Annotated in this window: 24 protein-coding genes, 1 tRNA gene and 1 pseudogene; 13 read left to right on the forward strand and 13 right to left on the reverse strand. The window is 33.8% G+C overall.

Going from position 1 to position 23,101, the window contains the following annotated elements; translation table 11 throughout:
* Positions 1-797 precede the first annotated feature (797 nt).
* From BMW63_RS12560 to BMW63_RS12605, 10 genes are all read left to right on the forward strand, one after another.
* A complete protein-coding gene (locus BMW63_RS12560) occupies positions 798-1,103 on the forward strand; it encodes a DUF4134 domain-containing protein (RefSeq protein ID WP_074723814.1) in 306 nt (101 codons plus the stop codon).
* A 10-nt stretch (positions 1,104-1,113) separates the two neighbouring features.
* A complete protein-coding gene (locus tag BMW63_RS12565) occupies positions 1,114-1,440 on the forward strand; it encodes a DUF4133 domain-containing protein (protein WP_074723815.1) in 327 nt (108 codons plus the stop codon).
* A gap of 2 nt (positions 1,441-1,442) precedes the next feature.
* Positions 1,443-3,947, forward strand: a complete 2,505-nt coding sequence (locus BMW63_RS12570) for a TraG family conjugative transposon ATPase (RefSeq protein WP_074723816.1) — start codon at positions 1,443-1,445, stop codon at positions 3,945-3,947.
* Positions 3,948-3,971: 24 nt separating this feature from the next.
* A complete protein-coding gene (locus tag BMW63_RS12575; protein ID WP_074723817.1) occupies positions 3,972-4,604 on the forward strand; it encodes a DUF4141 domain-containing protein in 633 nt (210 codons plus the stop codon).
* A 2-nt stretch (positions 4,605-4,606) separates the two neighbouring features.
* Positions 4,607-5,599 carry a conjugative transposon protein TraJ gene (gene traJ / locus BMW63_RS12580; RefSeq protein ID WP_074723818.1) on the forward strand — a complete coding sequence of 331 codons (993 nt, stop codon included), beginning with the start codon at positions 4,607-4,609 and terminating at the stop codon, positions 5,597-5,599.
* 20 nt (positions 5,600-5,619) lie between these two features.
* Positions 5,620-6,243, forward strand: coding sequence for a conjugative transposon protein TraK (gene traK / locus BMW63_RS12585; RefSeq protein ID WP_074723819.1), 624 nt, complete (start codon positions 5,620-5,622; stop codon positions 6,241-6,243).
* 11 nt (positions 6,244-6,254) lie between these two features.
* A complete protein-coding gene (locus BMW63_RS12590; protein WP_066076246.1) occupies positions 6,255-6,542 on the forward strand; it encodes a hypothetical protein in 288 nt (95 codons plus the stop codon).
* Entirely contained in the window at positions 6,529-7,830 is a 1,302-nt protein-coding gene (traM, locus tag BMW63_RS12595) for a conjugative transposon protein TraM (RefSeq protein ID WP_074723820.1), read from the forward strand. The genes BMW63_RS12590 and traM overlap by 14 nt, the downstream gene beginning before the upstream one ends.
* Before the next feature lie 27 nt (positions 7,831-7,857).
* Positions 7,858-8,760 carry a conjugative transposon protein TraN gene (gene traN / locus BMW63_RS12600; protein ID WP_074723821.1) on the forward strand — a complete coding sequence of 301 codons (903 nt, stop codon included), beginning with the start codon at positions 7,858-7,860 and terminating at the stop codon, positions 8,758-8,760.
* A 233-nt stretch (positions 8,761-8,993) separates the two neighbouring features.
* Positions 8,994-9,284, forward strand: a complete 291-nt coding sequence (locus BMW63_RS12605) for a molybdenum ABC transporter permease (RefSeq protein WP_074723822.1) — start codon at positions 8,994-8,996, stop codon at positions 9,282-9,284.
* Positions 9,285-9,651: 367 nt separating this feature from the next.
* Here BMW63_RS12605 and BMW63_RS12610 read toward each other — a convergent pair whose 3' ends face one another.
* The gene (locus BMW63_RS12610; protein WP_074723823.1) at positions 9,652-10,725 is read right to left on the reverse strand and encodes a DUF932 domain-containing protein; all 1,074 of its coding nucleotides are present in this window, start codon (positions 10,723-10,725) and stop codon (positions 9,652-9,654) included.
* A 45-nt stretch (positions 10,726-10,770) separates the two neighbouring features.
* Positions 10,771-11,163 carry a single-stranded DNA-binding protein gene (locus tag BMW63_RS12615; protein WP_074723824.1) on the reverse strand — a complete coding sequence of 131 codons (393 nt, stop codon included), beginning with the start codon at positions 11,161-11,163 and terminating at the stop codon, positions 10,771-10,773.
* A 902-nt stretch (positions 11,164-12,065) separates the two neighbouring features.
* On the opposite strand from BMW63_RS12615, the gene BMW63_RS12620 reads away from it, so the two are divergent.
* Positions 12,066-12,353: a DNA-binding protein gene (locus BMW63_RS12620; RefSeq protein WP_245744959.1), complete on the forward strand. Its 288-nt coding sequence runs from the start codon at positions 12,066-12,068 to the stop codon at positions 12,351-12,353.
* Positions 12,337-12,651 (forward strand): hypothetical protein, encoded by a 315-nt coding sequence (locus BMW63_RS12625; RefSeq protein ID WP_074723825.1) that lies wholly within the window; start codon positions 12,337-12,339, stop codon positions 12,649-12,651. The genes BMW63_RS12620 and BMW63_RS12625 overlap by 17 nt, the downstream gene beginning before the upstream one ends.
* An 87-nt stretch (positions 12,652-12,738) precedes the next feature.
* On the opposite strand, the gene BMW63_RS12630 is transcribed toward BMW63_RS12625, so the two are convergent.
* From BMW63_RS12630 to BMW63_RS12665, 9 genes and pseudogenes are all read right to left on the reverse strand, one after another.
* On the reverse strand, positions 12,739-14,043 hold the full coding sequence (locus tag BMW63_RS12630) for a site-specific integrase (RefSeq protein WP_074723826.1): 1,305 nt from the start codon (positions 14,041-14,043) through the stop codon (positions 12,739-12,741).
* A gap of 291 nt (positions 14,044-14,334) precedes the next feature.
* Positions 14,335-14,416, reverse strand: a tRNA-Tyr gene (locus BMW63_RS12635).
* A gap of 160 nt (positions 14,417-14,576) precedes the next feature.
* On the reverse strand, positions 14,577-15,443 hold the full coding sequence (locus BMW63_RS12640; protein WP_083380483.1) for an IS3 family transposase: 867 nt from the start codon (positions 15,441-15,443) through the stop codon (positions 14,577-14,579).
* Entirely contained in the window at positions 15,443-15,877 is a 435-nt protein-coding gene (locus tag BMW63_RS18270) for a helix-turn-helix domain-containing protein (RefSeq protein ID WP_074723827.1), read from the reverse strand. The genes BMW63_RS12640 and BMW63_RS18270 overlap by 1 nt, the downstream gene beginning before the upstream one ends.
* 108 nt (positions 15,878-15,985) lie before the next feature.
* Positions 15,986-16,372 (reverse strand): annotated as a pseudogene (locus BMW63_RS17925) (TlpA family protein disulfide reductase); the annotation flags it as partial.
* A gap of 18 nt (positions 16,373-16,390) precedes the next feature.
* The gene (locus tag BMW63_RS12650; RefSeq protein ID WP_083380484.1) at positions 16,391-17,167 is read right to left on the reverse strand and encodes a DUF4369 domain-containing protein; all 777 of its coding nucleotides are present in this window, start codon (positions 17,165-17,167) and stop codon (positions 16,391-16,393) included.
* Between the two features lie 394 nt (positions 17,168-17,561).
* Positions 17,562-17,795, reverse strand: a complete 234-nt coding sequence (locus BMW63_RS12655) for a hypothetical protein (protein WP_074723828.1) — start codon at positions 17,793-17,795, stop codon at positions 17,562-17,564.
* A 175-nt stretch (positions 17,796-17,970) separates the two neighbouring features.
* Positions 17,971-18,411, reverse strand: a complete 441-nt coding sequence (locus BMW63_RS12660) for a KTSC domain-containing protein (RefSeq protein WP_074723829.1) — start codon at positions 18,409-18,411, stop codon at positions 17,971-17,973.
* Positions 18,412-18,587: 176 nt separating this feature from the next.
* Positions 18,588-18,836: a hypothetical protein gene (locus BMW63_RS12665; RefSeq protein WP_074723830.1), complete on the reverse strand. Its 249-nt coding sequence runs from the start codon at positions 18,834-18,836 to the stop codon at positions 18,588-18,590.
* Positions 18,837-18,930: 94 nt separating this feature from the next.
* Here BMW63_RS12665 and BMW63_RS12670 point away from each other — a divergent pair, with 94 nt between their 5' ends.
* A complete protein-coding gene (locus BMW63_RS12670) occupies positions 18,931-19,476 on the forward strand; it encodes a hypothetical protein (RefSeq protein WP_074723831.1) in 546 nt (181 codons plus the stop codon).
* 31 nt (positions 19,477-19,507) lie between these two features.
* On the opposite strand, the gene BMW63_RS12675 is transcribed toward BMW63_RS12670, so the two are convergent.
* A complete protein-coding gene (locus BMW63_RS12675; RefSeq protein WP_074723832.1) occupies positions 19,508-19,903 on the reverse strand; it encodes a response regulator in 396 nt (131 codons plus the stop codon).
* On the reverse strand, positions 19,900-22,743 hold the full coding sequence (locus BMW63_RS12680; protein WP_074723833.1) for a PAS domain S-box protein: 2,844 nt from the start codon (positions 22,741-22,743) through the stop codon (positions 19,900-19,902). Before BMW63_RS12680 ends, BMW63_RS12675 begins: the two co-directional genes overlap by 4 nt.
* Positions 22,744-23,101: the final 358 nt, after the last annotated feature.

The raw sequence follows: 23,101 nt of genomic DNA on the forward strand, positions 1-23,101 counted from the left end.
TTCAAAATGAGTTGTTAAATTATTCGAATTACCTAGTACATCTTTATTTAGTTTTTGGCTACTAAGCTTCAACGTTATATAAATTATATTTTAGCGTATTTCTTCTAAACTAATTTGCTTCCTTTTCCTTTGAGATAGAATTTCAGATTTTGCTTGGTTTTTAAATGCATAACCAATCAAAACTCCTGTAAAATAATATTTATTACATTGAAAATTCAAAGTGCCTTCCGTAAGATATGTAATAGCTAAATCCGTCTAATTAGGTCGTTTGCTGCTGTGATAGTTGACCCCATTGATTTTCCAATTGAATTAGATTAGTTTCTTTTAAATATTTATTTAAGCTAATTAACTTCCTATATAGGGTCAGAACAATCAAGGAGAGTTAAAATCCTACTTTCGTCAACAAATGTTAGATATAGCTCACAAAATTTAATGATTCGCGTATCTGAAACTTTTGGAAAACTCCGTAGTAACTGCTTCTGGATTTTTCCCTAGATGGATATATTTTTTTACTCATTTGGTAATTCCTCTTCAGTGCTTCAACTATTGATGAAGTGCTTTAATTTATGTCAAGAAAATCTAGGAATGCATATCCCTACTATCCTCAAAAGTATCCATTGTTTTGTGAGTAAATTAAGTAGATTTTGAAAATATTAAGTTCTTTACTCGGATTAGTCAAGCAATGCCAAGAGACTCCAATGACTTCCTATTTAAAATAATATTATCTATCCCATAAGATATTTGTCCATAAATCCTGCAAAGTGCAAGGGTAAAAGATAAAAAAATCTATTTAAATCATGGAAAGACATAGAAAAAAAGTAGTGTTGATAGCAGTTATAATGCTGTCAGCTTTTGGTGTATTTGCACAAGGAAATGGTACTGCAGGAATCACGGAAGCGACTCAAATGGTAACCTCTTATTTTGATCCTGCTACAAAACTTATTTACGCTATTGGAGCAGTAGTGGGGCTCATTGGCGGGGTAAAGGTGTACAACAAGTTTAGTAGCGGTGATCCTGATACTAGTAAGACAGCGGCGAGCTGGTTTGGAGCTTGCATCTTTTTGATTGTAGCGGCTACTGTTTTACGTTCCTTCTTCCTATAATTATTTCCTTATGAATACTTACAATATAAATAAGGGAATAGGAAGAACGGTAGAGTTTAAAGGACTGAAAGCACAGTATCTGTTCTTATTCGCAGGTGGACTGCTAGGGATGCTTATCCTGGTAATGATCTTGTATATGACAGGAGTCAATTCTTATCTGTGTTTGTTTATAGGAATTGGTGGGGGATCGCTGTTAGTGTGGCAAACTTTTTCACTAAACAAAAAGTATGGTGAACATGGTTTGATGAAAGTAGGAGCTAATAAACGACATCCACGATATATTATCTGTCGCAAGCCTGTGCATCGTTATTTTAAGATGAACTCCAAATTGTACTAGCTATGAGAAATAAATCAAAAGCGACCACGCTGGAATCTAAGTTTCCATTGTTGGCAGTAGAAAATAATTGTATCATCTCAAAGGATGCTGATATCACTGCTTGTTTTCGAGTACAGCTACCAGAACTTTTCACAGTAGCCTCTGCGGAATATGAAGCGATTCATTCCGCTTGGCACAAGGCAATAAAAACCTTGCCTGATTATACAGTAGTGCACAAACAGGATTGGTACATTAAGGAAAATTATGCTCCGGATATTGCAAAAGAAGATTTGAGTTTTTTGGCAAAGTCCTACCAACAACATTTTAATGAGCGTCCGTTTCTCAATCACTATTGTTATCTGTTCTTAACAAAAACGTCCAAAGAGCGTATGCGAATGCAGAGTAATTTCTCTTCGCTTTGCAAAGGTGTCCTTATCCCAAAAGAAATAAGAGATAAGGAAACAATGCATCGTTTTATGGAATCGGTAGCACAGTTCGAGCGTATCGTCAATGATTCGAGTTTTGTAAAATTGGAACGATTGAGTGAGGAAGACATCATTGGAACAAATGACAAACAAGGATTATTGGAACAATATCTCAGTCTTTCAATAGAGGAGGGAACACCAATGCAGGATATTGCTTTGGGTGGGGAAGAAGTTCGTATTGGAAACAAAAGACTTTGTCTGCATACGTTGTCCGATACCGATGATTTGCCTAGTTCCGTATCTGCAGAAACTCGCTACGAAAAATTGTCCACCGATAGAAGTGATTGTTTGTTGTCTTTTGCTGCGCCAGTTGGATTACTGTTAAGTTGCAATCACATCTACAACCAGTATCTTTTTTTGGATAACAGTGAGGACAACCTTCGGAAGTTTGAGAAATCAGCAAGAAACATGCATTCTTTGGCAAGGTATAGCAGAGCCAATCAAATCAATAGAGAATGGATCGAACGTTATTTGAATGAAGCACATTCTTTCGGTCATGCTTCTATTCGGGCTCATTTCAATGTGATGGCATGGTCTGATAATCCAGCAGAACTAAAACAGTTAAAGAACGACACTGGTAGTGCTTTGGCGTTGATGGAGTGCAAACCAAGGCACAACACTACCGATGTTGCGACGCTCTATTGGGCAGGAATGCCTGGCAATGCAGGAGATTTTCCAAGTGAAGAAAGTTTTTATACTTTCATAGAACCTGCGCTGTGTTTTTTTACGGAGGAAACGAATTATAAAAGTTCACCGTCTCCTTTCGGAATTAAAATGGCTGACCGACTTACAGGAAAACCCATCCATTTGGATATTTCTGATTTGCCAATGAAAAAGGGTATTATCACGAATAGGAATAAATTTATTTTGGGGCCTTCAGGCTCTGGAAAGTCATTTTTCACCAATCACATGGTCAGGCAATATTACGAGCAAGGCGCGCATGTATTGCTAGTAGATACTGGTAACTCTTATCAAGGATTGTGTGAACTCATCAAAGGAAAAACCAAAGGCGAAGATGGGGTTTATTTCACCTACACTGAGGACAATCCTATTGCCTTTAATCCATTTTACACCGATGATGGCGTATTCGATATTGAGAAAAGAGAAAGTGTCAAAACTTTGATATTGACTTTATGGAAACGGGATGATGAACCGCCAACTCGTTCGGAAGAAGTAGCACTTTCAAATGCAGTGAGCGGTTATATTGAACGCATCAAGCATCATGACGATTTTCCGTCTTTCAATGGGTTTTATGAATTTGTACAAGGGGACTATAGAAAGGTATTGGAAGATAAAAAGGTACGAGAAAAAGACTTTGATATTGACAACTTCTTAAATGTATTAGAACCCTATTACAAGGGCGGAGAATATGATTATCTGCTAAACTCAGAGAAGCAACTTGACTTACTTAGTAAGCGATTTATTGTTTTCGAAATTGATGCAATCAAGGATCATAAGATCCTTTTTCCCATTGTGACGATCATCATTATGGAGGTTTTTATCAATAAAATGCGACGTTTGAAAGGAGTTAGGAAGCTCATTCTGATTGAAGAAGCTTGGAAAGCTATTGCAAAAGAGGGAATGGCAGAATACATCAAATACCTTTTTAAAACGGTACGGAAGTTTTTTGGAGAAGCGATTGTTGTTACCCAAGAAGTAGATGATATTATTCAGTCACCCATTGTGAAAGAAAGCATTATCAATAATTCGGATTGTAAAATACTCCTTGACCAACGCAAGTACATGAACAAATTTGATGATATCCAAGCTATGCTTGGTCTGACTGAAAAGGAAAAAGCACAGGTACTTTCGATTAATATGAACAATGATCCCAATAGGTTATACAAAGAAGTTTGGATTGGACTAGGAGGTACGCATTCAGCAGTATATGCTACAGAAGTGAGTCTTGAAGAATATTTAGCCTATACCACAGAAGAAACCGAAAAGTTAGAAGTGATGCGTCTTGCGGGAGAACTGGATGGAAATGTAGAACAGGCCATCAAAAGGTTAGCTCTTGAAAAAAGAGAAAAAGAAAACAAATAGTAAACATTTTAAAAACGAATAAAAATGAAAAATTTAAAAATTATGGTGTGCATGGTAATTTTATTTGCTATCATGCCGACTGCTAAAGCACAGTGGGTGGTAACAGATCCTACCAATTTGGCTCAAGGAATAGTCAATTCAGCGAGACAGATTATACAAACTTCAACGACAGCGACTAACATGATTAACAACTTTAAAGAAGTCCAAAAAGTATATAATCAAGGAAAAGAATATTATGACAAGCTAAAGGCTGTAAATAACTTAGTAAAGGATGCTCGAAAAGTACAGCAGACCGTATTACTTGTTGGTGATGTCTCTGAGATGTATGTAAGTAATTTTGGGAAAATGTTGAACGATCCTAATTTTAATGAACAAGAACTAACGGCAATTGCTAATGGCTATTCTATCTTACTCAATGAAAGTACCGAACTTCTGAAAGAGCTAAAGCAAATTGTAAGCACTTCCAGCTTGTCGCTTACGGATAAGGAGCGAATGGATATTATTGATCGTGTTTATCTAAAAGTTAAAGAGTACCACAATTTGGTTCGTTATTTTACCAATAAAAATATTTCGGTTAGTTATCTGCGAGCTAAGAAAGCAAACAGTAGTAGAAGGGTATTGGAGCTTTATGGAACTGCTAACCAAAAATACTGGTAATCATGGAGTTTTCTAATCTACACCAAGTACTACGATCGCTCTATGACGAGATGTTGCCACTATCAGCTGATATGGCAGCAGTAGCAAAAGGTTTAGCTGGATTGGGTGCTTTGTTTTATGTTGCATTAAAAGTGTGGCAGGCACTCAGTAGCGCAGAACCGATAGATGTATTTCCGCTACTTAGACCTTTTGCTTTAGGACTCTGCATCATGTTTTTTCCAACGATTGTTTTAGGAACACTAAATGGGGTACTTAGTCCAATTGTACAAGGAACACATAGCATATTAGAAAATCAAGTTTTGGACTTGAATGTTTTACAACAGCAGAAAGACCAACTGGAAAGAGAGGCTATGCTTCGAAATCCTGAGACTGCCTATTTAGCATCGGACGAAGAATTTGATAAGAAATTGGATGAATTAGGATGGACGCCTACTGATTTAGCAACCATATCGGGTATGTATATTGAAAGAGAAATGTATAGTATCAAGAAAATGATTCGCGATAGTTTTCGCGAATTTTTAGAAGTGCTTTTTCAAGCTGCTGCACTGGTAATTGATACGATACGAACTTTCTTCTTGATTGTGCTATCAATTTTAGGCCCAATAGCATTTGCAATTTCGGTTTGGGATGGGTTTCAGTCCACCTTAACACAGTGGTTTACTCGATACATTAGTGTGTATCTCTGGCTGCCTGTTTCTGACCTTTTCAGCTCGATGTTGTCCAAGATCCAATCGTTAATACTGCAAAAGGATATCGACAGTTTATCCGATCCCAACTTTATTCCTGATTCATCCAGTACGGTATACATCATCTTTATGATTATTGGCATAATTGGATATTTTACAATTCCTACGGTGACTGGGTGGATTATTCAGGCTGGAGGAGCAGGAAACTTTGTTCGTAATATAAATCAAACTAGCGCTAAAACTGGAAATATTGTAGGAGCTGGTACGGGAGCAGTTACTGGAAATATTGGGGGTAGATTAATGAAATAACAATTTAAAATTAAAGTAAAATGGAATTTAAAACATTAAGAAATATCGAAAATAGCTTTAAACAAATCAGACTGTATGCCATAGTATTTGCAGTACTCTGTGTTGGAGTAGCAGGATATGCAATTTGGGAATCGTATCGGTTTGCAGAATTGCAGCGTCAAAAGGTTTATGTGTTGGATAATGGTAAATCATTAATGCTAGCGCTGGCGCAAGACGCTTCAATCAATCGTCCTGTAGAAGCTCGGGAACACATACGTCGCTTTCATGAGCTTTTCTTTACACTGGCACCAGACAAGAGTGCTATAGAAAATAATATGAAAAGAGCATTTAATCTAGCAGACAAAAGCGCTTTTGATTATTACAAAGACTTAGCTGAAAAGGGGTATTACAATCGGATTATTTCAGGTAATGTGCAACAACGTCTTGAAGTAGATAGTGTGATATGCAACTTTGAAACCTATCCTTATGCTGTAAAAACTTATGCCAAGCAGTACATCATTCGCTCTAGTAATGTAACCAAACGCAATTTAGTTACCTCCTGTTACCTTGTGAATTCCGTTCGTTCGGATAATAATCCGCAAGGCTTCAATATAGAAAAGTTTACTGTGCTGCAGAATAATGATCTAGAAATTATTGAACGTTAAAATAAACCAAGATGGAAAATCTTCGAACAAATATTGACTTATGGTTAATAAAGATTGATGTACGCTGGAGAGCACTTCCTCTTCAAAAACAGTACAAGTACATTCTGTATTCTTTTATCAGTTATTTGATTCTTACTGTAGTTGTTACACTTAGCGTTTGGTTTGAAACCGGAAAACACAGCAGTAAGCTGGATGTGGAGCGTATCGAAAGCGCTCTTCTCAAAAAGAACGAATCCACAGCGTCGCTACGGGATTCCTTGTTGTTAATTATAAAAAACAGAAAACATGAAAGAAAGTGAAAACAAAAAAAATACGGTCTTGGTTACGGATGGTAGCTTAGATAAAAGTACAGATATAGCGCGAGAATCTTCAGATAATAATGTAGAAAAATTTAAAAAGCCAATCCTGTTTGCGTTGATGGGTATAGTATTTCTTGGTTGTATGTATCTACTATTCAAACCATCGGAAGACATAAGAAAGACAGAAGATGTAGGTCTCAATGATTCCGTTCCTCAGGCTTCTACTATCGGTTTACAAAATGATAAACAAAAAGCTTATGAACAGGAAATTCTAGATCATAAAAATCAAGAAAAACAAAATGCGCTAACCTCTCTTTCTGATTACTGGAATGAGGGGAGTACAGAAGAATCATTGCAAGATGTTCCTGAAACAGAAAAAGAAACCAATACTAATACTTCGCTGAATAGTTATCGCAATGCACAAAATACATTGGGCAGTTTTTACAATAATGATAAATCTGAAACGCAGGAATTACGCAAACAATTAGATGAGGTAAAAAAAGAGTTAGCAAGAAAGGAAGAAACACCTACAAATATTGTTGACAATCAATTGGAGTTAATGGAGAAGTCATATCAAATGGCGGCTAAATATTTGCCAGTGAATAAGACTTCAACGGAACAATTAAATGAAAAAACAATTGCTGTTTCTACTGCTTCAACCGAAAAGGAATCTTTTATTTCATTTATTCCTGCTCGAAAAAATGCTGTTTCGTCATTGAATAGAGATCTTCCTGACAGTTCATTTATATCGAATTGGAGCGAAAGTCGTAATCGAGGATTTTACACTGCAGGGAAAATCGAAAAGGAGACACAGCTCAAAAATAGTATTCGAGCAGTTATCCAAACCACACAGCTAGTATCAGAGGAAAGTAGTGTTCGTTTGCGTTTATTAGAGCCTGCCAAAATGCAGAATCATATTATTCCGCAAGGAACAGTGTTGACGGCAAATTCAAAATTTAATCAAGGAAGGCTGCAAATGAAAATTACTTCTATTGAGTTGGATGGTACTATCCTCCCTGTTGATCTTACTATCTATGGATTAGATGGACAACAAGGATTATTTGTGCCCTATTCTCCCGAAATGAGCGCTGTGAAAGAAATGGCTGCCAATATGGGACAAACTTCAGGAAGCAGTATTATGCTTTCAAGTTCCCCAGGACAACAGATAGCTGGCGATTTGAGCCGTGGCCTTGTGCAGGGTATTTCAGGTTATTTTTCAAAAAAAATGAAAACTCCAAAAGTCACTTTGAAGGCAGGCCTTCAAGTGTTTCTAGTGTCAAAAAAATAATTATTCACTTTAATAAAAAATTTAAATATGAAAACTATAAAAAAAAGTATGGTAATAGTACTGGTCTTATTTTTAGGATACAGTATGGAATCTGAAGGGCAAGTGACTATTACTAATGCCCAAAAATTGTACTTAGAAAAAATAGATCCGTACCCGATAGAGGTAACTTATAGTAAAACGTCGCATCTACTCTTTCCTTCTGCAATACGATACGTAGATTTAGGAAGTGACTATTTGATTGCAAGCAAAGCAGAAGATGCAGAAAATGTATTAAGAGTAAAAGCTTCAGTCCGTAATTTCGATGAGGAAACAAACTTTTCTGTAATTACCGAAGACGGGCATTTTTATAATTTCAATGTGCTCTATAATTCTTGTCCTATGATTATAAATTATAATCTTTTGGAAATGCAGAAAGGGATAAATAGAGAGCATAGAAATGATGTCCTATTTGAGGAACTCGGAAAAAATTCGCCTTCACTGGTAGACGATTTAATGGGAATAATATACAAAAAAGACAAGCGTTTAATAAAGAATAAGGGTGCTAGAAGTTATGGTGTCGAGTTCATGTTAAAAGGAATCTATGTAGATGATGGCAAGTTCTATTTCCATACTCAAGTTACTAATTGCAGTTATGTCTCTTTCCATGTCGATTTTGTTACTTTCAAAGTAGTTGATAAAAAGCTAGCCAAACGTACGGTTATACAAGAAATGACGTTGAATCCACTAAGAATTTACAAACCATTGGACGAAATTAAAGGTAAAACGGTAGAGCGAAATATATTTTTATTGGATCAATTTACTATTGCCGATGACAAAGTACTCCTGATAGAAATTTATGAGAAAAACGGAGCGAGACATCAGTTGATAAAACTTAAAAATTCAGATTTACTCAAAGCAATACTGATAAAAGACAGGAAGTTTCATAATTAAAATTGGTTCTTTATAAAGGAGGTATTTGAGGATAATTCTCTCATAGTATTCAAAATATAATAATGGGAAAATAGGCTGTTTCACGACTTGTGATATAGCCTATTTTTGTTGGGTATATTACAGTGTTTTTTTAACTGTTTATAAATAAGTACGCAACTTACTGATTTATAAATAGTAATTTCCGTACTGATGAGGTAGTTTTTAGTAAATTTAAAATTTAAAAAAATCAAATTATGAATCCAACAATGGTTTTAAGTGGTTTAGCTTTGCTAAGTGGTTTTGGTATTCGTTATTGGATAAACAGAAGAAAATTTTACAGAAGAAGTCCTTTGGGAGCGGAAAGTTTTTCAAGTTATGAAAAATCAGTCTTTATTTCATTTTTGGAACGTACAGGAAAATGGATTGCTTATATTCTGATTATTTTTGGACTACTTTTATTATGGAGTTATTCAAAACAACAGAAAGATATCAAAGTGCTAATTCAAAAAGAAGTTCCATTTAAACACGATCAAAATCCAAAATAATAAAGTGGCATTCTTTTGCTTCTTTTCTTTTGTCACTTATGTGGAAAGAAAAGAAGTCCAGTAAAAAAAATAGGATGCTGACTATCCTAACCAATAATCACGAGCTTTTTGGTAAAATATAAAGAGCAATGAGAATCTGTGCGATTGTTGTTTTACCAAAATGGTTGTATCATTTTTCGCAAAAAGACTTTCCCGACCATTGGAAGGGAGTGTCTTTTTGCATCCAGACTTTGAAGTAATGCAACCGGAATAGGTTGTGCCCTAAAATCTTTAAGATTTAGAAAAAAACTTTATTCTGAAAAATAATAGAAATTGTTAAAATAGGCGACTACTTTTGTGAGTAGTCGCCTTTAATTTTAAAGCCTTTTTAATTGAAGTTGAAAACGTCAGTACCATTTTTTTGAAATGAGGTACAGATTTCAAAAGCCTTTTGCGATTTTGATTGTGCAGTACCTCCCAAAATAATAGATTGTAATTTTGCTTCATTGTTCTTATAGCTACGTACATTTTGGTAGTAGCCTGTAACTGCGTTATAAGCTCCAAACAAAGTGCCTTTTGTCGTTTCCATCTGTTGTGAGTCGCTCGTCATAGCATAGGCAAAGGCATCCTCAACCGTATTTTTAAAAACGGTTGATATTTCGTCCTCATTTCCGTTTTTAATATGCTGTAAGGTTTCCTTGTTGGGACATAGTGCTAATTGTATCAATTTTTTAACCTCGTTGTCGTTTACTCTTACTTTTGACCATTCATTAAAAATTCCCTCTAGTTGATTACTAAATTCGTTTGCTAATCCCATTACTTTATGCGCATTCTCCAAACGTTGTTTTGCTCCCGAAGTATGGCGGATGCGTACCACGTTGCTCATATTTCGAAGTGAAGCGTTTAGTGTATTTTGGCATACAATTCTAACAGGTGTAAAAGCTGCCGTAATACTTCCGCTACCATCGTGTGAAGTAGTGAGGAAAATATATTTTTCTGTAACATCATCACCATTACCAACACGAATATAGTCAGGTAATTTTGCTGTAATAAAAATGCGTTCTCCATTTCCTAAAGCGCCTGCAGTCTCGTACATAATTCCATCTGTACCACCTACAATAGCATCAAAGAAACCAAATGCTTCACGATTTTGTACAATATGATACTCTTTACCGACTACACCCAAAACAGTATTGTTATCGGTACGGGTAGTAGCAAAATAATTAGGCACTTTTAGTTCATTGTCCCTAATTTCTAAACTGTCAGTAGGATCAATTATGTTTGATACCTTGGAATAAAGAGGACTTTTTATAACTTCATAGTCAAGTCCTGCGTGGTTAATAGCTTCTGCACTTGTCGGATAGTCTGATACTATTTGACCTAAACTGTGCCAAGCTTTTTGTTGTACGCTAAAAAATGAATAACGTCCCGTTCTTTCGTTGAAATTTAAATTGTGTGCCATGATATTAAAATTTTAAAAGTTGAAAAAATTATTATATGTTTAGAGTTAAAAGGATAAATCCTCAGCAGGTTCTGGTGTGATGATCTTTGTATTATCCTGCTTTGTAAACCCTTGTGTAAATTCAATTTTCTTACTGCCTCCGTGCAATTTTATAGTCGAAGTATGAAAAGTCAAACTTGATTTTAATTCTCCGCTACTAGCTGTCCAGGCTCTTGCACTTACTCTACCTGTAAGCTCAACTAAAGCGCCTTTGGTGAGTATTTTTGCAACATTTGGACTTATCCAGTAGGAGCAATCAAAATAGCTTGTTTGCTCTACACGTTCGCCTTGTTTATTTTTGTAGCTATCATTGATGGCTACAGAAAAATTCACTACTTGCTTGTCTTGCGCGGTTCTGTGTACTTCCGCATCCTTTGTTAATCTTCCGATGATGTTCATGATTTTTTATTTTTAGGGTTATTTTTTTTAATTAATTTATTCGGTAATGAGAGGAGGAGCTGTTTTGTTTCACTCTAATTCCAATGTAAATGGTATTAAATTTCATTGTTGACATTTTTTTTATTCGTCCAAAGAGTCGGAGTATGCTATGTTTCGTTTCGAGAGCATAAAAGGTTAGTGTTTAGCAAAAACAAGGTTTTATCAAATAAATACTACCCGAATGGGTGGAGATTTTTTGATAAACCCGCAGGGCTTGACCTTTTTTTTGCGTTAAAAACACTAGTATACCTTTGCTCTTGAATTGGGACAATTAGCATACTGGCTTTTGAATATAGATAGGATGGAGGCAAGGTTGTAAAGCGTATTATGTGTGATTGTAAAGAAGAAGGTAAACACTAGAAATAATGTTTGATGGTTTTAATCGGCTTATAGTTTGGAGTAATAATATGGCTAAATAAGCCATGGAAAAGGGTCTTGAAAATTATACGTAGCTAGTGGCTTTAATTTTCAAGATTCTTTTATTGAGTATCCTTAAAGCTCTTTTATTCTGTAGCATAGCGAAAGTATAAATGTGCTTTGAGGATCTGTATTGGTTGTAAAATAATTGAAGTATAAATCGCTTCCTCAGAATATATCATTTTTATATAAAGAATTTAATCATGTTACAAATTTTATTTAAACCGCCATCTAAGGACAAATAATACCATTGATGATCAGTTAAATAGGCGATTTGATTTATGTGTATACTTTAGATAAAAAGAATTGAAATCGGGCAGTTTAGAGCGTTGTGTTTCACATAAAAAGAGAGTTGAATAGTTTTCTATCTGAATAAAATAATAAGCATAGTAAGTAGCTATTCGAGATTAAAAAATAAGAGTATTTATTGTTTAAATTTTTAATAAATGGAGATTATGAATGATGTGGTAACAAAAGAGGATTTAAGACAGTTTGGTTTGGAATTATTGGGTAGTATTGAGAACTTAATAACACAGACGAAAGAAGGTCATAGCGACGTAACGGAGCAAGAATGGATCAAAAGTAGGCAAGTGAGAAAATTAATGAATATGTCCCCAGGATCTGTTCAAAACCTACGAGTAACCGAAAAGGTACGATTTAAGAAAATAGTCGGCTCATACTACTACAATAAGGCTGATCTTCTAAAACTTTTCACAGATGAAAAATGCAAATAAACGTAGCGAGGATCATTTGATGAATTCTTTGCTAATTTATATGGAAGATCCTAGACTAAACGTTTGGCATTTCGCTCTATTACTTGCTATAATTAGTTTAGGCTATAAGCAAGGGCAAATGCAAAATATTAAAGTGAGTCGAAGCAAAATCATGGCACTTTCTCATATTAATACAATACCGACTTATCATAAATATTTCAAAGAATTACAGAATTTAGGATACATCGAATATTTTCCTTCCTACCATCCCGGTGTTAGAAGTGAAGTCTATTTGAAAGGTAAAAAGGTTGCTCCATGATGGAAGCAACCTTTTTTTGTTTTGAATCAATGTGTACTAGTAGTCTATAAGTTAAGTACTAGTTAATATACAGTATTTGGTGCAATTTCAAGATAGGTTATATTTTTGCTTGATCTTTTTTATTTCCTTCTCTAATCTGGTGAGGATGGCTAGATCTGACTCACACATTACAGGGTCAGTTTTATTTATCCGCTTATTAAGTAATGCCATTTCCCGTCCAACTGTAACTTGTTCCGTAATAGCATACGCTTCTGTTTGCTTAACAGAGGAGTGTCCAAGCATTTCCTTCACAACATTGATTGGGACGTTATTTTGTAAGGTAACGGTGCTTCCAAAGGTTCTGCGAGCCATATGAGTATTGAGAGTAAACGGAAAAGCACAAAGTAACGCAATCTCCTTTAGGTATTCGTTCATTTTTTGATTTGAAGCAACAGGCAAAACAGTGCCACGTTGCAAACAAAGAGGATGTTCCTTATATTTTTCGATTATTTTAAGCGCTTGAGGTAGGAGAGGGACATTAGTTGAAGAGCCTGTTTTTTGTCTTTCAGACATGATCCATGCTTGTTTGTCTATACCCACTTTAATATCAGTCTTTTTTAATTGATATACATCAATATAAGCTAACCCTGTGTAGCATTGAAAGACGAACACGTCTCTCACCACATTAAGTCGCTCAGTGCTGAAATAATGCCGTTCTAACTCATATAATTCCTGAGTAGAAAGGGGTTTTTTTATAATTTTTGATTTTTTACCTTTAAAGTTCTTAAATGGATCTTTTAAGATGACTTCATTGTCAATCGCACGTATAACTATCTTTTTAAAGTTAGCGATATATTTAAGGGTTGTATTATTACTGCAGTTGCGCACAGAACGTAAGTAAAATTCAAAGTCTTTTATAAATGCGAGATTCAAATCAGAAAATTCAAGATCTTCTGCATTAAATTTAAGTCGTATAAAAGTTCTTAAATGATTAATAGTGATAGTGAAACGATCAAGAGTTCCTTTTGCATATCCTTTACCTAGTAGAGCCGTCATTTCATCGTTATGTTTTTGGAATTCTTCAACAACTTTCGCTCTTGCAGCATTTTTTCCCAAAATGTAATCCATAACTTTCTGAGCAGTTATAAGTTTGCCGTTATACATATTCTCAGTCTTATATTGATTGATTTTAAGAATAAGAGAATCCAAGAAAAAGTTAATAGATTTTGCATCTTCCTTGGAACCGATTGCTCTTTCTAGTTTTTGATCCCAACGTGAGATATCCCACTTACGTTTTGTAGATGTTTCTTTAGGTATTCCATCAACGGTAATTCTAAGGTAAACGACTCTAATTTTACTTTCATTGCGGGGGATTTTCAAAAAGAAAACCAGCCCAAAACTGCTTTCTAACATAATTCAACTTTTAAGGTTAATAAATGTAGAATTATAACTTCAAAAAATCAAGTTGTTAAGCACGTTAACCCCTGTATTTATAGGGGTTTAAATGGTATTCTGTGGCACATTTTAAAAAATACAAATGTGCCACGATTCTGCCATAGAAACTTTGAGCGTTATTATAAATTTTGACAAAGTGCAGAAAATGAAAAAAGCCTGCAAATCGTTGGATTTGCAGGCTTAACACTGTTTTTGAGGACTTTTGAAAAGATTGAAAAGCTTTCATTTTTCTATCTTAATCCCTTTTAGTGGGGAGAGTAGGATTCGAACCTACGAAGACGTAGTCAGCAGATTTACAGTCTGCCCTCGTTGGCCGCTTGAGTATCTCCCCGAAGCCTTTGAGTACAACACTTATGTTGTTAGCGGTGGCAAATATAGTAACACTTTTCGTTTCTGCAAACTAAATTTGAACTTAATTTTAGTATTATTTTTAACGTATTGTCTAGTCCTAAAAAAACGATACAGGATTAATAAAAATAAATATACAATTATTAAACAGTAGTAAGCAAAAGTTTACTACTGTTTTTTGTTTTATAAGTTCTCATTTTAATTTGATTTTGCACGTGCATTTGATTAGGTGTTAGCATAAAATTAGAATAATGTGGTCTTTTATTGTTGTAAATTTCAACAACTTCTTTTATTATTTGTTTCATTACAGGCAAGCTCTGGTTGTATTTATCAATATTAAATTCTTGCTTTAGAATTCCATTTATTCTTTCTGCCACAGCATTTTCATAAGGATCTGAATTTTGCGTCATACTACATTTTATTTTACTTTTATTGAGTAGTTTTTGATATTCATTAGCACAATATTGTAAACCTCTATCTGAATGATGTATTAATGATAAATCCCGGTCTTTTCTGTGCTTTACTGCGTTCTCCAAAGCAATCAAAGTGCTTTGTGTATTCATATTATCAGCCACATTAAAGCCCATTATTTTCTTAGAGTACGCATCGGTTACTAGACTTAAATAATACGGATTCTCTCTTTTTCCAATATAGGTGATGTCCGATACCCAGACTTGTTCCGGCCGCTGAATTTGTAGCTCTAGAATCTGGTTTTGATGTTTCCTGAATCGATGATGCGAGTTCGTTGTTATATGATAGGAACGTTTGGGAGTAATTAATAAATGATTTGCCCTAAGTATGTTGGTGAATTTATCCCTACCTATTTTTAGTTGTTTTAATTCATTATTTAAAAGAAAATATAACTTTTTTGCTCCAATTCTAGGCATAGTTTGTCTGATTTCTAAAACCATAGAAACCACTTTTATAGCATTAGATTGTCGAGTTATTCTTCTTTTTATTTTTCGATAATAAACCTGTCTATCTACCCCAAACAAAGTACAGGCAAACATTACTGTTTGTTTTTGTTGTTCTTTAAAATGATCGATTGTTCGGGTGATGAGTTTTTTCGTATGTCAATTTGATATTCTTTTTCTGCAATATCAATCATCATATCAAAAATGATCGCTTTCTTGTCAGCTACAAAAGCTTGTCGCTCAAGAAGCGCTTTCTGTTTCTCTAATAATTTAACTTGAGCCTCAAGTTCCATTATCTTCTGTTCGGGTGATTTAGGCATATTGAAAGGTAATTGATTTTCCCAATCAAAGTTACCAAATTTTCTAAGCCAATTAACAACAGTTTTTCTACATTGAATCTCATATTTCTTTGCAGCTTCTGTAGCTGTGAGTTGTCCTTGCTCAATTTCTTGAACAATTTGTAATTTAAAAGACATTGAATAGTCTTTTTGGGTTCGCTTCACATAGCGAGTTGCTTCTAGGTTTTCCATTACGATACTTTTTTGTGTATCGCTATTTCAGGACGGGACATATTGGTATTGAATAAAATAAAAAAATCTCCACTAGGGAGATTTTTTTATTTTGTTCTTGAAAAGCGATTATTTGGCTAAAAGTTCAAGGATTTTTGTTCTAAGTTCTGCACCTCTTAAATCTCTTGCTACGATTTTACCGGAAGCATCAAGTATAAAAGTTGCAGGAATTGCTTCAACTCCATATTGAGCTGCAATTGGTTCATCCCAAAATTTTAAATTAGAAACCTGATTCCAGGTTAACTTATCTTTTGCGATAGCTTCTTTCCATTTAGCTGCATCTTTATCTAATGAAACACCAATGATATTAAGCCCTTTTGAGTGTAACTCTTTATAAATAGCAACTACATTTGGGTTTTCTTGTCGACATGGACCACACCATGAAGCCCAGAAATCTACAATTGTAACTTTCCCTAAGCTTTCTTTAAGAGAAATGACTTTCCCTTCTGGGTTAGGGGCAGAAAAATTAGAAGTTCATTTAGCGTCTCCAACCGGAGCAGCAGTAGCACCAACAGCAGGAGTATTAATTTCGGTAAGTTTTGTTTTTACCGTTTTTCCAGCTTTAGTGTTTTTTAAAGACTCTTCTAAACTGTTGAAAATTGTTTCTGTTTTTTTAATGTCAGCACTTGGATCGTTAGCCATTCCTTGTACAATTAAAACACTAATATATGATTTAGGATGTGATTCAGCGTAAGTTGTATATTTTGCTTTAGTGGCAGCACCAACCTCTGCTTGAATTTCTGAATATCCTTTCATCAATTTATTGATTACAGCTGTATCTTTCACTTGTTGTGCTGTATTCATTGCTTGCATGTTTTGATTTTGGAAATCCATTAGTTTCTTTTGAACTACTTTAATTTCCTCATTGAATTTAACATACTCATCATTACTGTAAGTTCCTGAAACTTTCGATTTTTGAATACTGTCTTTATCAATAGCGATAGTGATTTCTCCATTTTCTAAGATAAAAGGAATTTTTCCATAAGGTTGTTTTCCAGCTACTGATTCTAATTGTATTGTATGGAAAGCTGGTTCAGTAACTTTTCCTTTGATTTCAAACTTACCGTTTTCTACTTTTACAGTATCTAAAGCTGTAATAGCACCAGTAGTAGGATCTTGAGTTTCTAAGATTATAGTTTTACCATTTTCAATACCAGTTGCAGTACCAGTGATAAGGAATTCGTCTTTTCCAACTTTGTTGCAAGAAAATAAAACAACAGCAGCAGAAAGTAATAAAATTATTTTTTTCATTATTAATTTAGTTAATTAAGTTAAGTGTGCAAAAGTATTTAAAATTATTAAGGTACAATTAATTTTATGACCTAAATTTTTGTTATTTTTTTAGTATTCACAATGATAATTAACCGAGGGAAGCTGTTAAATTATCTAATAAAAGGGTGCGACTTAAACGAGATAACGTTTGTAATACATTATTTCGGTTAGGAATATTCTTTAGTCTTTGTTTCGCGAGAAATTAGTGTTTAATTTAGAGTGTTATCAGTATTTAGTCAAAGCGTTGTAATAATGTTGGTAGTTGTATGCAGGAAGATAGGGATTGATTGAAATCACTAATCTAGTTTAATAGCACACCTTTTTTTAAAATAGTGGGTATTTTTGATTTAGAGATTTAACATAAAGGTGGTTTTTAAGGTAACTGAAATTGCAGTTCACATCGCTGAATGTCAGATTCAGCTTGTTCTATTTCATTTAAAGTAATCTTGATTTCTAGATTTACCGTTCTTAATTCTTTGTGCAAAGCAGCATTAATAGGGTCTGTTTCTAGGCTTAAGTCAATTTCGGCCTTTGTTGCTTTTAAAATGTTTAGGGTTTGTTCTGCCTTTTTATGTTGTGATTTGTACCTGTCGTAGTGATTCGTCATTTGTATAGTAGTATTTAAGCACGCCTAAAGTACTTAAAACAAATTAATTATACTAGAACCTATAATTTAATTTTATGCAATCCTATTTTGTAGTCAAAAGACTTTAAAGTAAAATAACAGCGCATAAAAAAAGCACCCAATTAGGAGTGCTTTTATATTTCTCTTTTAGAATAATCTAGTCTTGGTTCAATGTTTTTCTCCAAGTAAAAGATGTAAGAATATGTCTTTTTGCAAATCTTCCTGGAGAAGATGCATTCACCATTTTTACATAAGTTGCTTTAGGTACACTGATGTACTCATAAACGCTACCGTTTGAAAAATTGATGATCAATCTACCTTCAACAAATTTATAATCTGTTATTGCTGCAGTTGTAATTGTTTCTGTATATTCAGGTAAGTTCAACTTTGTAGTTTCAGGATTGATACTCACTAAGAAGTGGTAGGCCTCAATAACTTGTTTACTTTTTTCTTCAGCTGCTTTTAATCCTGCCTCATCACCTTGAAATTTATCAGGATGACATTCTTTCATAGAATTACGGTAGATCGTTTTTAACTCTTTAAGCTCTGCAGTTTTTTCTACATTTAGCAGTTTGCGGTATTCAACTATTTTTTTCATAAATATGGTAACTACTTGTCTTTTAATATAAAATCAATATAATTTGGTTTCAGAATCGACAAATTTTTTGCAAAGGTACACTTTTTTTTAAAATTTTAGTTTGAGACTAAAAAATATTCCTAAAAAAGAGAGTACATTAGTTATTATTTTGCCAAAAAAGAGACTCTAAAACAATGTTATTGTTGTGGTTTGTTGTTTGCTTTATCGAAATTCTTAGACTTTTTAGGGTACTTGTTGTGGCTGATATCACTAGGGTTTTCAATGATTGACTTAATTGTAATATAATCTCCTAAATTATGATTAGAAATCGCCATTTTATAGTCTAAAAGATATATACCACAAAAAAAATTGTTGTTTTCATCTTTTTCCATTATCCCAGTATAAACCCCTTTTTGTAACATTTTTTCTTGTGAAGACTTTGTCATGATCAATTTAATTTTATAAAATTCTAATTGGCAAAGTTAATCAAATATTTAGTTTCCGTTGCTGCATTTTAGACTTTCTGATTACCTTTGTTCAATGGAAAAAATATTTCGTCCCAGTCCCAAATCTTTTAAGAACACTTTTTGTGTGTTTCAGGAGGTACTGTTAAACAATCTTGAAGGATTAACGGTACAATATGAAAGTAAGTCGGGGAGTTGTTATTATTATACTAAATTAGGGATGTTTCGAGTATCAAATCATTGGGGACGATTAGCTAATAGTAAATGGAGATTAGAACCTATGAAACCTGAATCTGATTCAAAAACAAAATTAGGTTTTGCACCTTGGACACAATTTTATCCTGATAATTCGCTGGAAGAATTATATTATTTAGAAATGAATTATGGGAAGAATGCTGTTAATTACCAGCACAAAAATAATCCTAATTATAATGGAAAAGCAGTACTTCGTACAAGTTTTGAAACCACTAAAAAAATCAAACAAATTAGGAATCTACTCAATTTGACGGCATGGGCTAAGTATTATGAATACGATGACTTAGATGTTTTGCGGAAACAAATTATAGAGGAATTGATTTTTACTAATAAAACTTTAGAAGAGATTAAGCGTGAGTTAATTTGATTACTACTACAACTTAATTGCGGTTTGATATTTAATCATTGGAGGCAATCAATTCGATATCATTTAGCGAAATAGGTTTAGACAAATAGCCTAAAATTGCAGGATATTTTTTTGATTTATTCCTGTCTTCAATAGCAATGGAAGAACTAGCAATGTAGACGCTAATGTTTTCATTTTTTAAAGATTGCAGCATTCCCATTTCTTCCATAAACTCCCATCCGTCCATAACTGGCATATTGATGTCAAGTAGAATAATATCTGGAAGTAATTCCTTATTTTCTATCGTATTGATCAAGGCAACTATTCCTTCTTTTCCATCACGAAAGGATGAGATAGCTGAGAATAGAGCTGTTTTTTGAATAATTTTAGTAATTATAATTTGATAAATTGCGTCATCGTCTATGACCCATATTTTCTTTTTTGTCATCGAATATAGATTTTAAATGTAGTTCCTATGTTTGGTGTACTCTCGACCGTAATGTTGCCGTTCATAGCGTCAATTTGGTTTTTTGTAATAAATAAGCCAATTCCCTTTGATTCAGGATTATTGCTGAATGTTTTGTACATCCCGAAGATTTTGTCGGCATTTTTTACCAGATCTATTCCAATGCCGTTATCTGAAATTTGCAGTACTTTCCTTTTATCTTCAATTAACCATTTAATGGTAATAATGGGTTTCCGGTCAGGATGCCTGTAACGGATTGAGTTAGATAGGATGTTATGTAAAACACTCTCTAAGTAGGAGGGGTTGTAATTGACCGTTACATCATTCGATATTTCGTTCAAAATAGAAACGTTGTGGGTACTTATTTGTTCAGAAAGTGCATTTTGCGCAGTCTCTACATATTGATTTAAGTTTAAAGATTCTGAAACCAAACCAATGTTGTTTCTTATATTGATAACATCATTGAGGTGTAGCATCGTTTCGTTTAACGAATTAGAAACTGATTTCAATAGCAGTAACATCTCGTTTTTTTCTTGCTCAGAATCTGAAGATTCAATTAACGACATTATTGATGCAATATTACTGGTATGTGATCTTAGATTATGAGACACAATATAAGAAAAATTCAAAAGTCTTTTATTTTGTTCGGTAACCATGTTAAAAGAATACTTCAAATCTTTTTCTGCTTCCTTATTTTTGGTAATATCGATCATAATTCCCCGTAAGCCACAGGCCTTATCATTTTCAAAAACGATAGTTACGATGTCTTTTAGCCAAACAATTGAACGGTTTTTTGCAATCATTCGATATTCAAAATCATGGTTTAAATTTTGACTTGTTTTTAAAATACAATAATTAATTGTAGTTTCCCTGTCCTCTGGATGAATGTGGTCTGCCCAAAAAGTAGGACTTGCAATCCATTCCTCTGAAGTGTACCCTAATATTTGCTCTACTTTTTTACTTATAAAAGAAAAAGAAAAGGATTCAATATCGCTTTCCCATACGATTCCATCAATAGTATTGATGAGAGATTCAGTTCTTTTTTGTGAATCAATAATTTTTTTTTCAGCTATTTTTCGCTCTGTAATATCCTCGGTTGATATGATTACTCTTTCCAGAGAATCTTCATACCCTCTCAGTACGCTATATACAAAATGAATATCTCTGATCTCACCTGTTGGTTTTTTTATTTTCGCGTCCATCATCAAATGCCTTTTTCCTTTGCAAATGGCTTCTAGATGCTTTGAAAAAGAAGGGATAGATTCTTCGCCAAATAGGAGATCGACATTATTAAGAAGTTCAGATTTGGTTTTTGGAGCGTATTGAATTAAACATTGATTATTGACATTTACAATTTTTACTAGAGAGAAGCATTTTTTTACTACTTCGGGATGGTTCCTAAAATAAGACGAAACTGTTTTACCACTTTCGTTAATAAGTTTTAACTCCAAAAGGTAATTTTTTACTGCAGAATAATCTTCTTCCCACAAAGGCATTGGTGAATCGTCAAAAAGGTTTTTAAAACTCATTTTGCTTTTTATAAGTAATTGCTCAGCCTCTTTTTTTAATGAAATATCTTCAACAATCGCAATATGTGTCGAAGGTTTTTCATCTATATTCCAAAGTGGTGAAACGGTAAGATTAGTCCAGATAATTTTCCCCGACTTTGTTAGGTACCGTTTTTCCATGGAATACTCCCTAATTGTTCCTTGCTTCAGTTTTTCCAAATTGGATAGATCTTCTTTTAAGTCGTCAGGATGCGTTACGGATTGAAAAGTTCTATTTTGTAATTCTTGCTCTGAATATTCTAATAATTTGCAATATTTTTCATTAATCTCGAGAAAATAGCCGCTAAAGGAATCCATATAGGCTATCCCCACGGCCGCTTGGTCAAAAATAGATTTAAATTTTATTTCACCATCAGAAAGATTAGCGGCTTGTTGTTCCACTAAAAGCTGTAATTCAGCTGGTTTTTTCAGCATCAGGGTTATCAGAAAACCAAATAATCCAGCTAAAAGCAAACCAAAAATGGCGGGTATAACAATTTGTGCATATAGATAATTTTGATGCTTCGATGTAAGGTATATCCTCCAATCGCCGTCAGGAATACTAATCGCAGCGCTATAATTGTTTGAAAATTTGTTCTCTTTAGGCAGATAGAAGACTTCTTTTTCACTAGCAGGATCTATTTTTGAAAACTGAAAGTAATATTTAGCACTGTCGATGCCATAAGCTCCTGAAGACTTCAATAAATCTTCTAGTTTAATGATTACTGCTGAAAACCCCCAGAATTTATTATTCTGGAATACTGGAAGACGCCCTACAATTCCAACACCGCCTTGCTTTAAATTAATAGGGCCAGCAAAGTACATTTTTTGATTTCGAATTGATTTTAACGCTTCTTTTTGAAGATATACCGACTTTAAAATGTCTAAGCCCATTGCAGCTTCGTTGCCTTTCATGGGGAAAGTATATCGAATTACTCCTTTAGGAACTAATTGTACGGCTGAGATAGTTTGATTTGAAGCTAATAATTTCTTGCCAATGCTGTCGAAATTTTCAGGAACTCCTTTATCATTTATCGTAAGTGCTAAGGTTAGTGTTGTGGTATACGAATTTTTAAGTGACTGTTCAATATTTTGACGAATAATTTGAAGCTTATTCCTCATAGCATACTGTTCATCATCTTCAACTATTTTATATTGTTGATAGCCTATGTATCCAACAATAGTGCTCAAGAATAAGAACGCGAAAAAACCGGTAGTTCTAGGCTTCGTTAAAAACCAACTGAAGTATTTTAATCTATTATTTTTAGAACTCATTTATACTTTTTGATAGATTTAGGGAATCTTGAATTATTTATATAAAAATTAATTAGTAAGATTCCATAAATATATTATAATATTACGGGAAACCGTAAAATTATAAAGATTTAATTAAAGTAAGGAATGACAGCATTCGTGTTGAAACGCGGTTTAAAAACTTACTAAGCCTATATATTCCACTAATTTATTGTTTTGATCTTTATTAAACGAAGAACTAATGTTAATAAATTAATTTTCATTGTTTATTATGATTGAATTAGTAATTGAGTGTAGTTTTTAAATAGGCTAATTAGTTGTAAAAGTTCCTAATTAGCTGCTGGAGTTTGCTATTAGTTAAAATTTAAATGCCGAACTT

This window comes from Flavobacterium frigoris (assembly GCF_900111075.1).
In the GTDB taxonomy this organism is placed as follows: domain Bacteria; phylum Bacteroidota; class Bacteroidia; order Flavobacteriales; family Flavobacteriaceae; genus Flavobacterium; species Flavobacterium frigoris.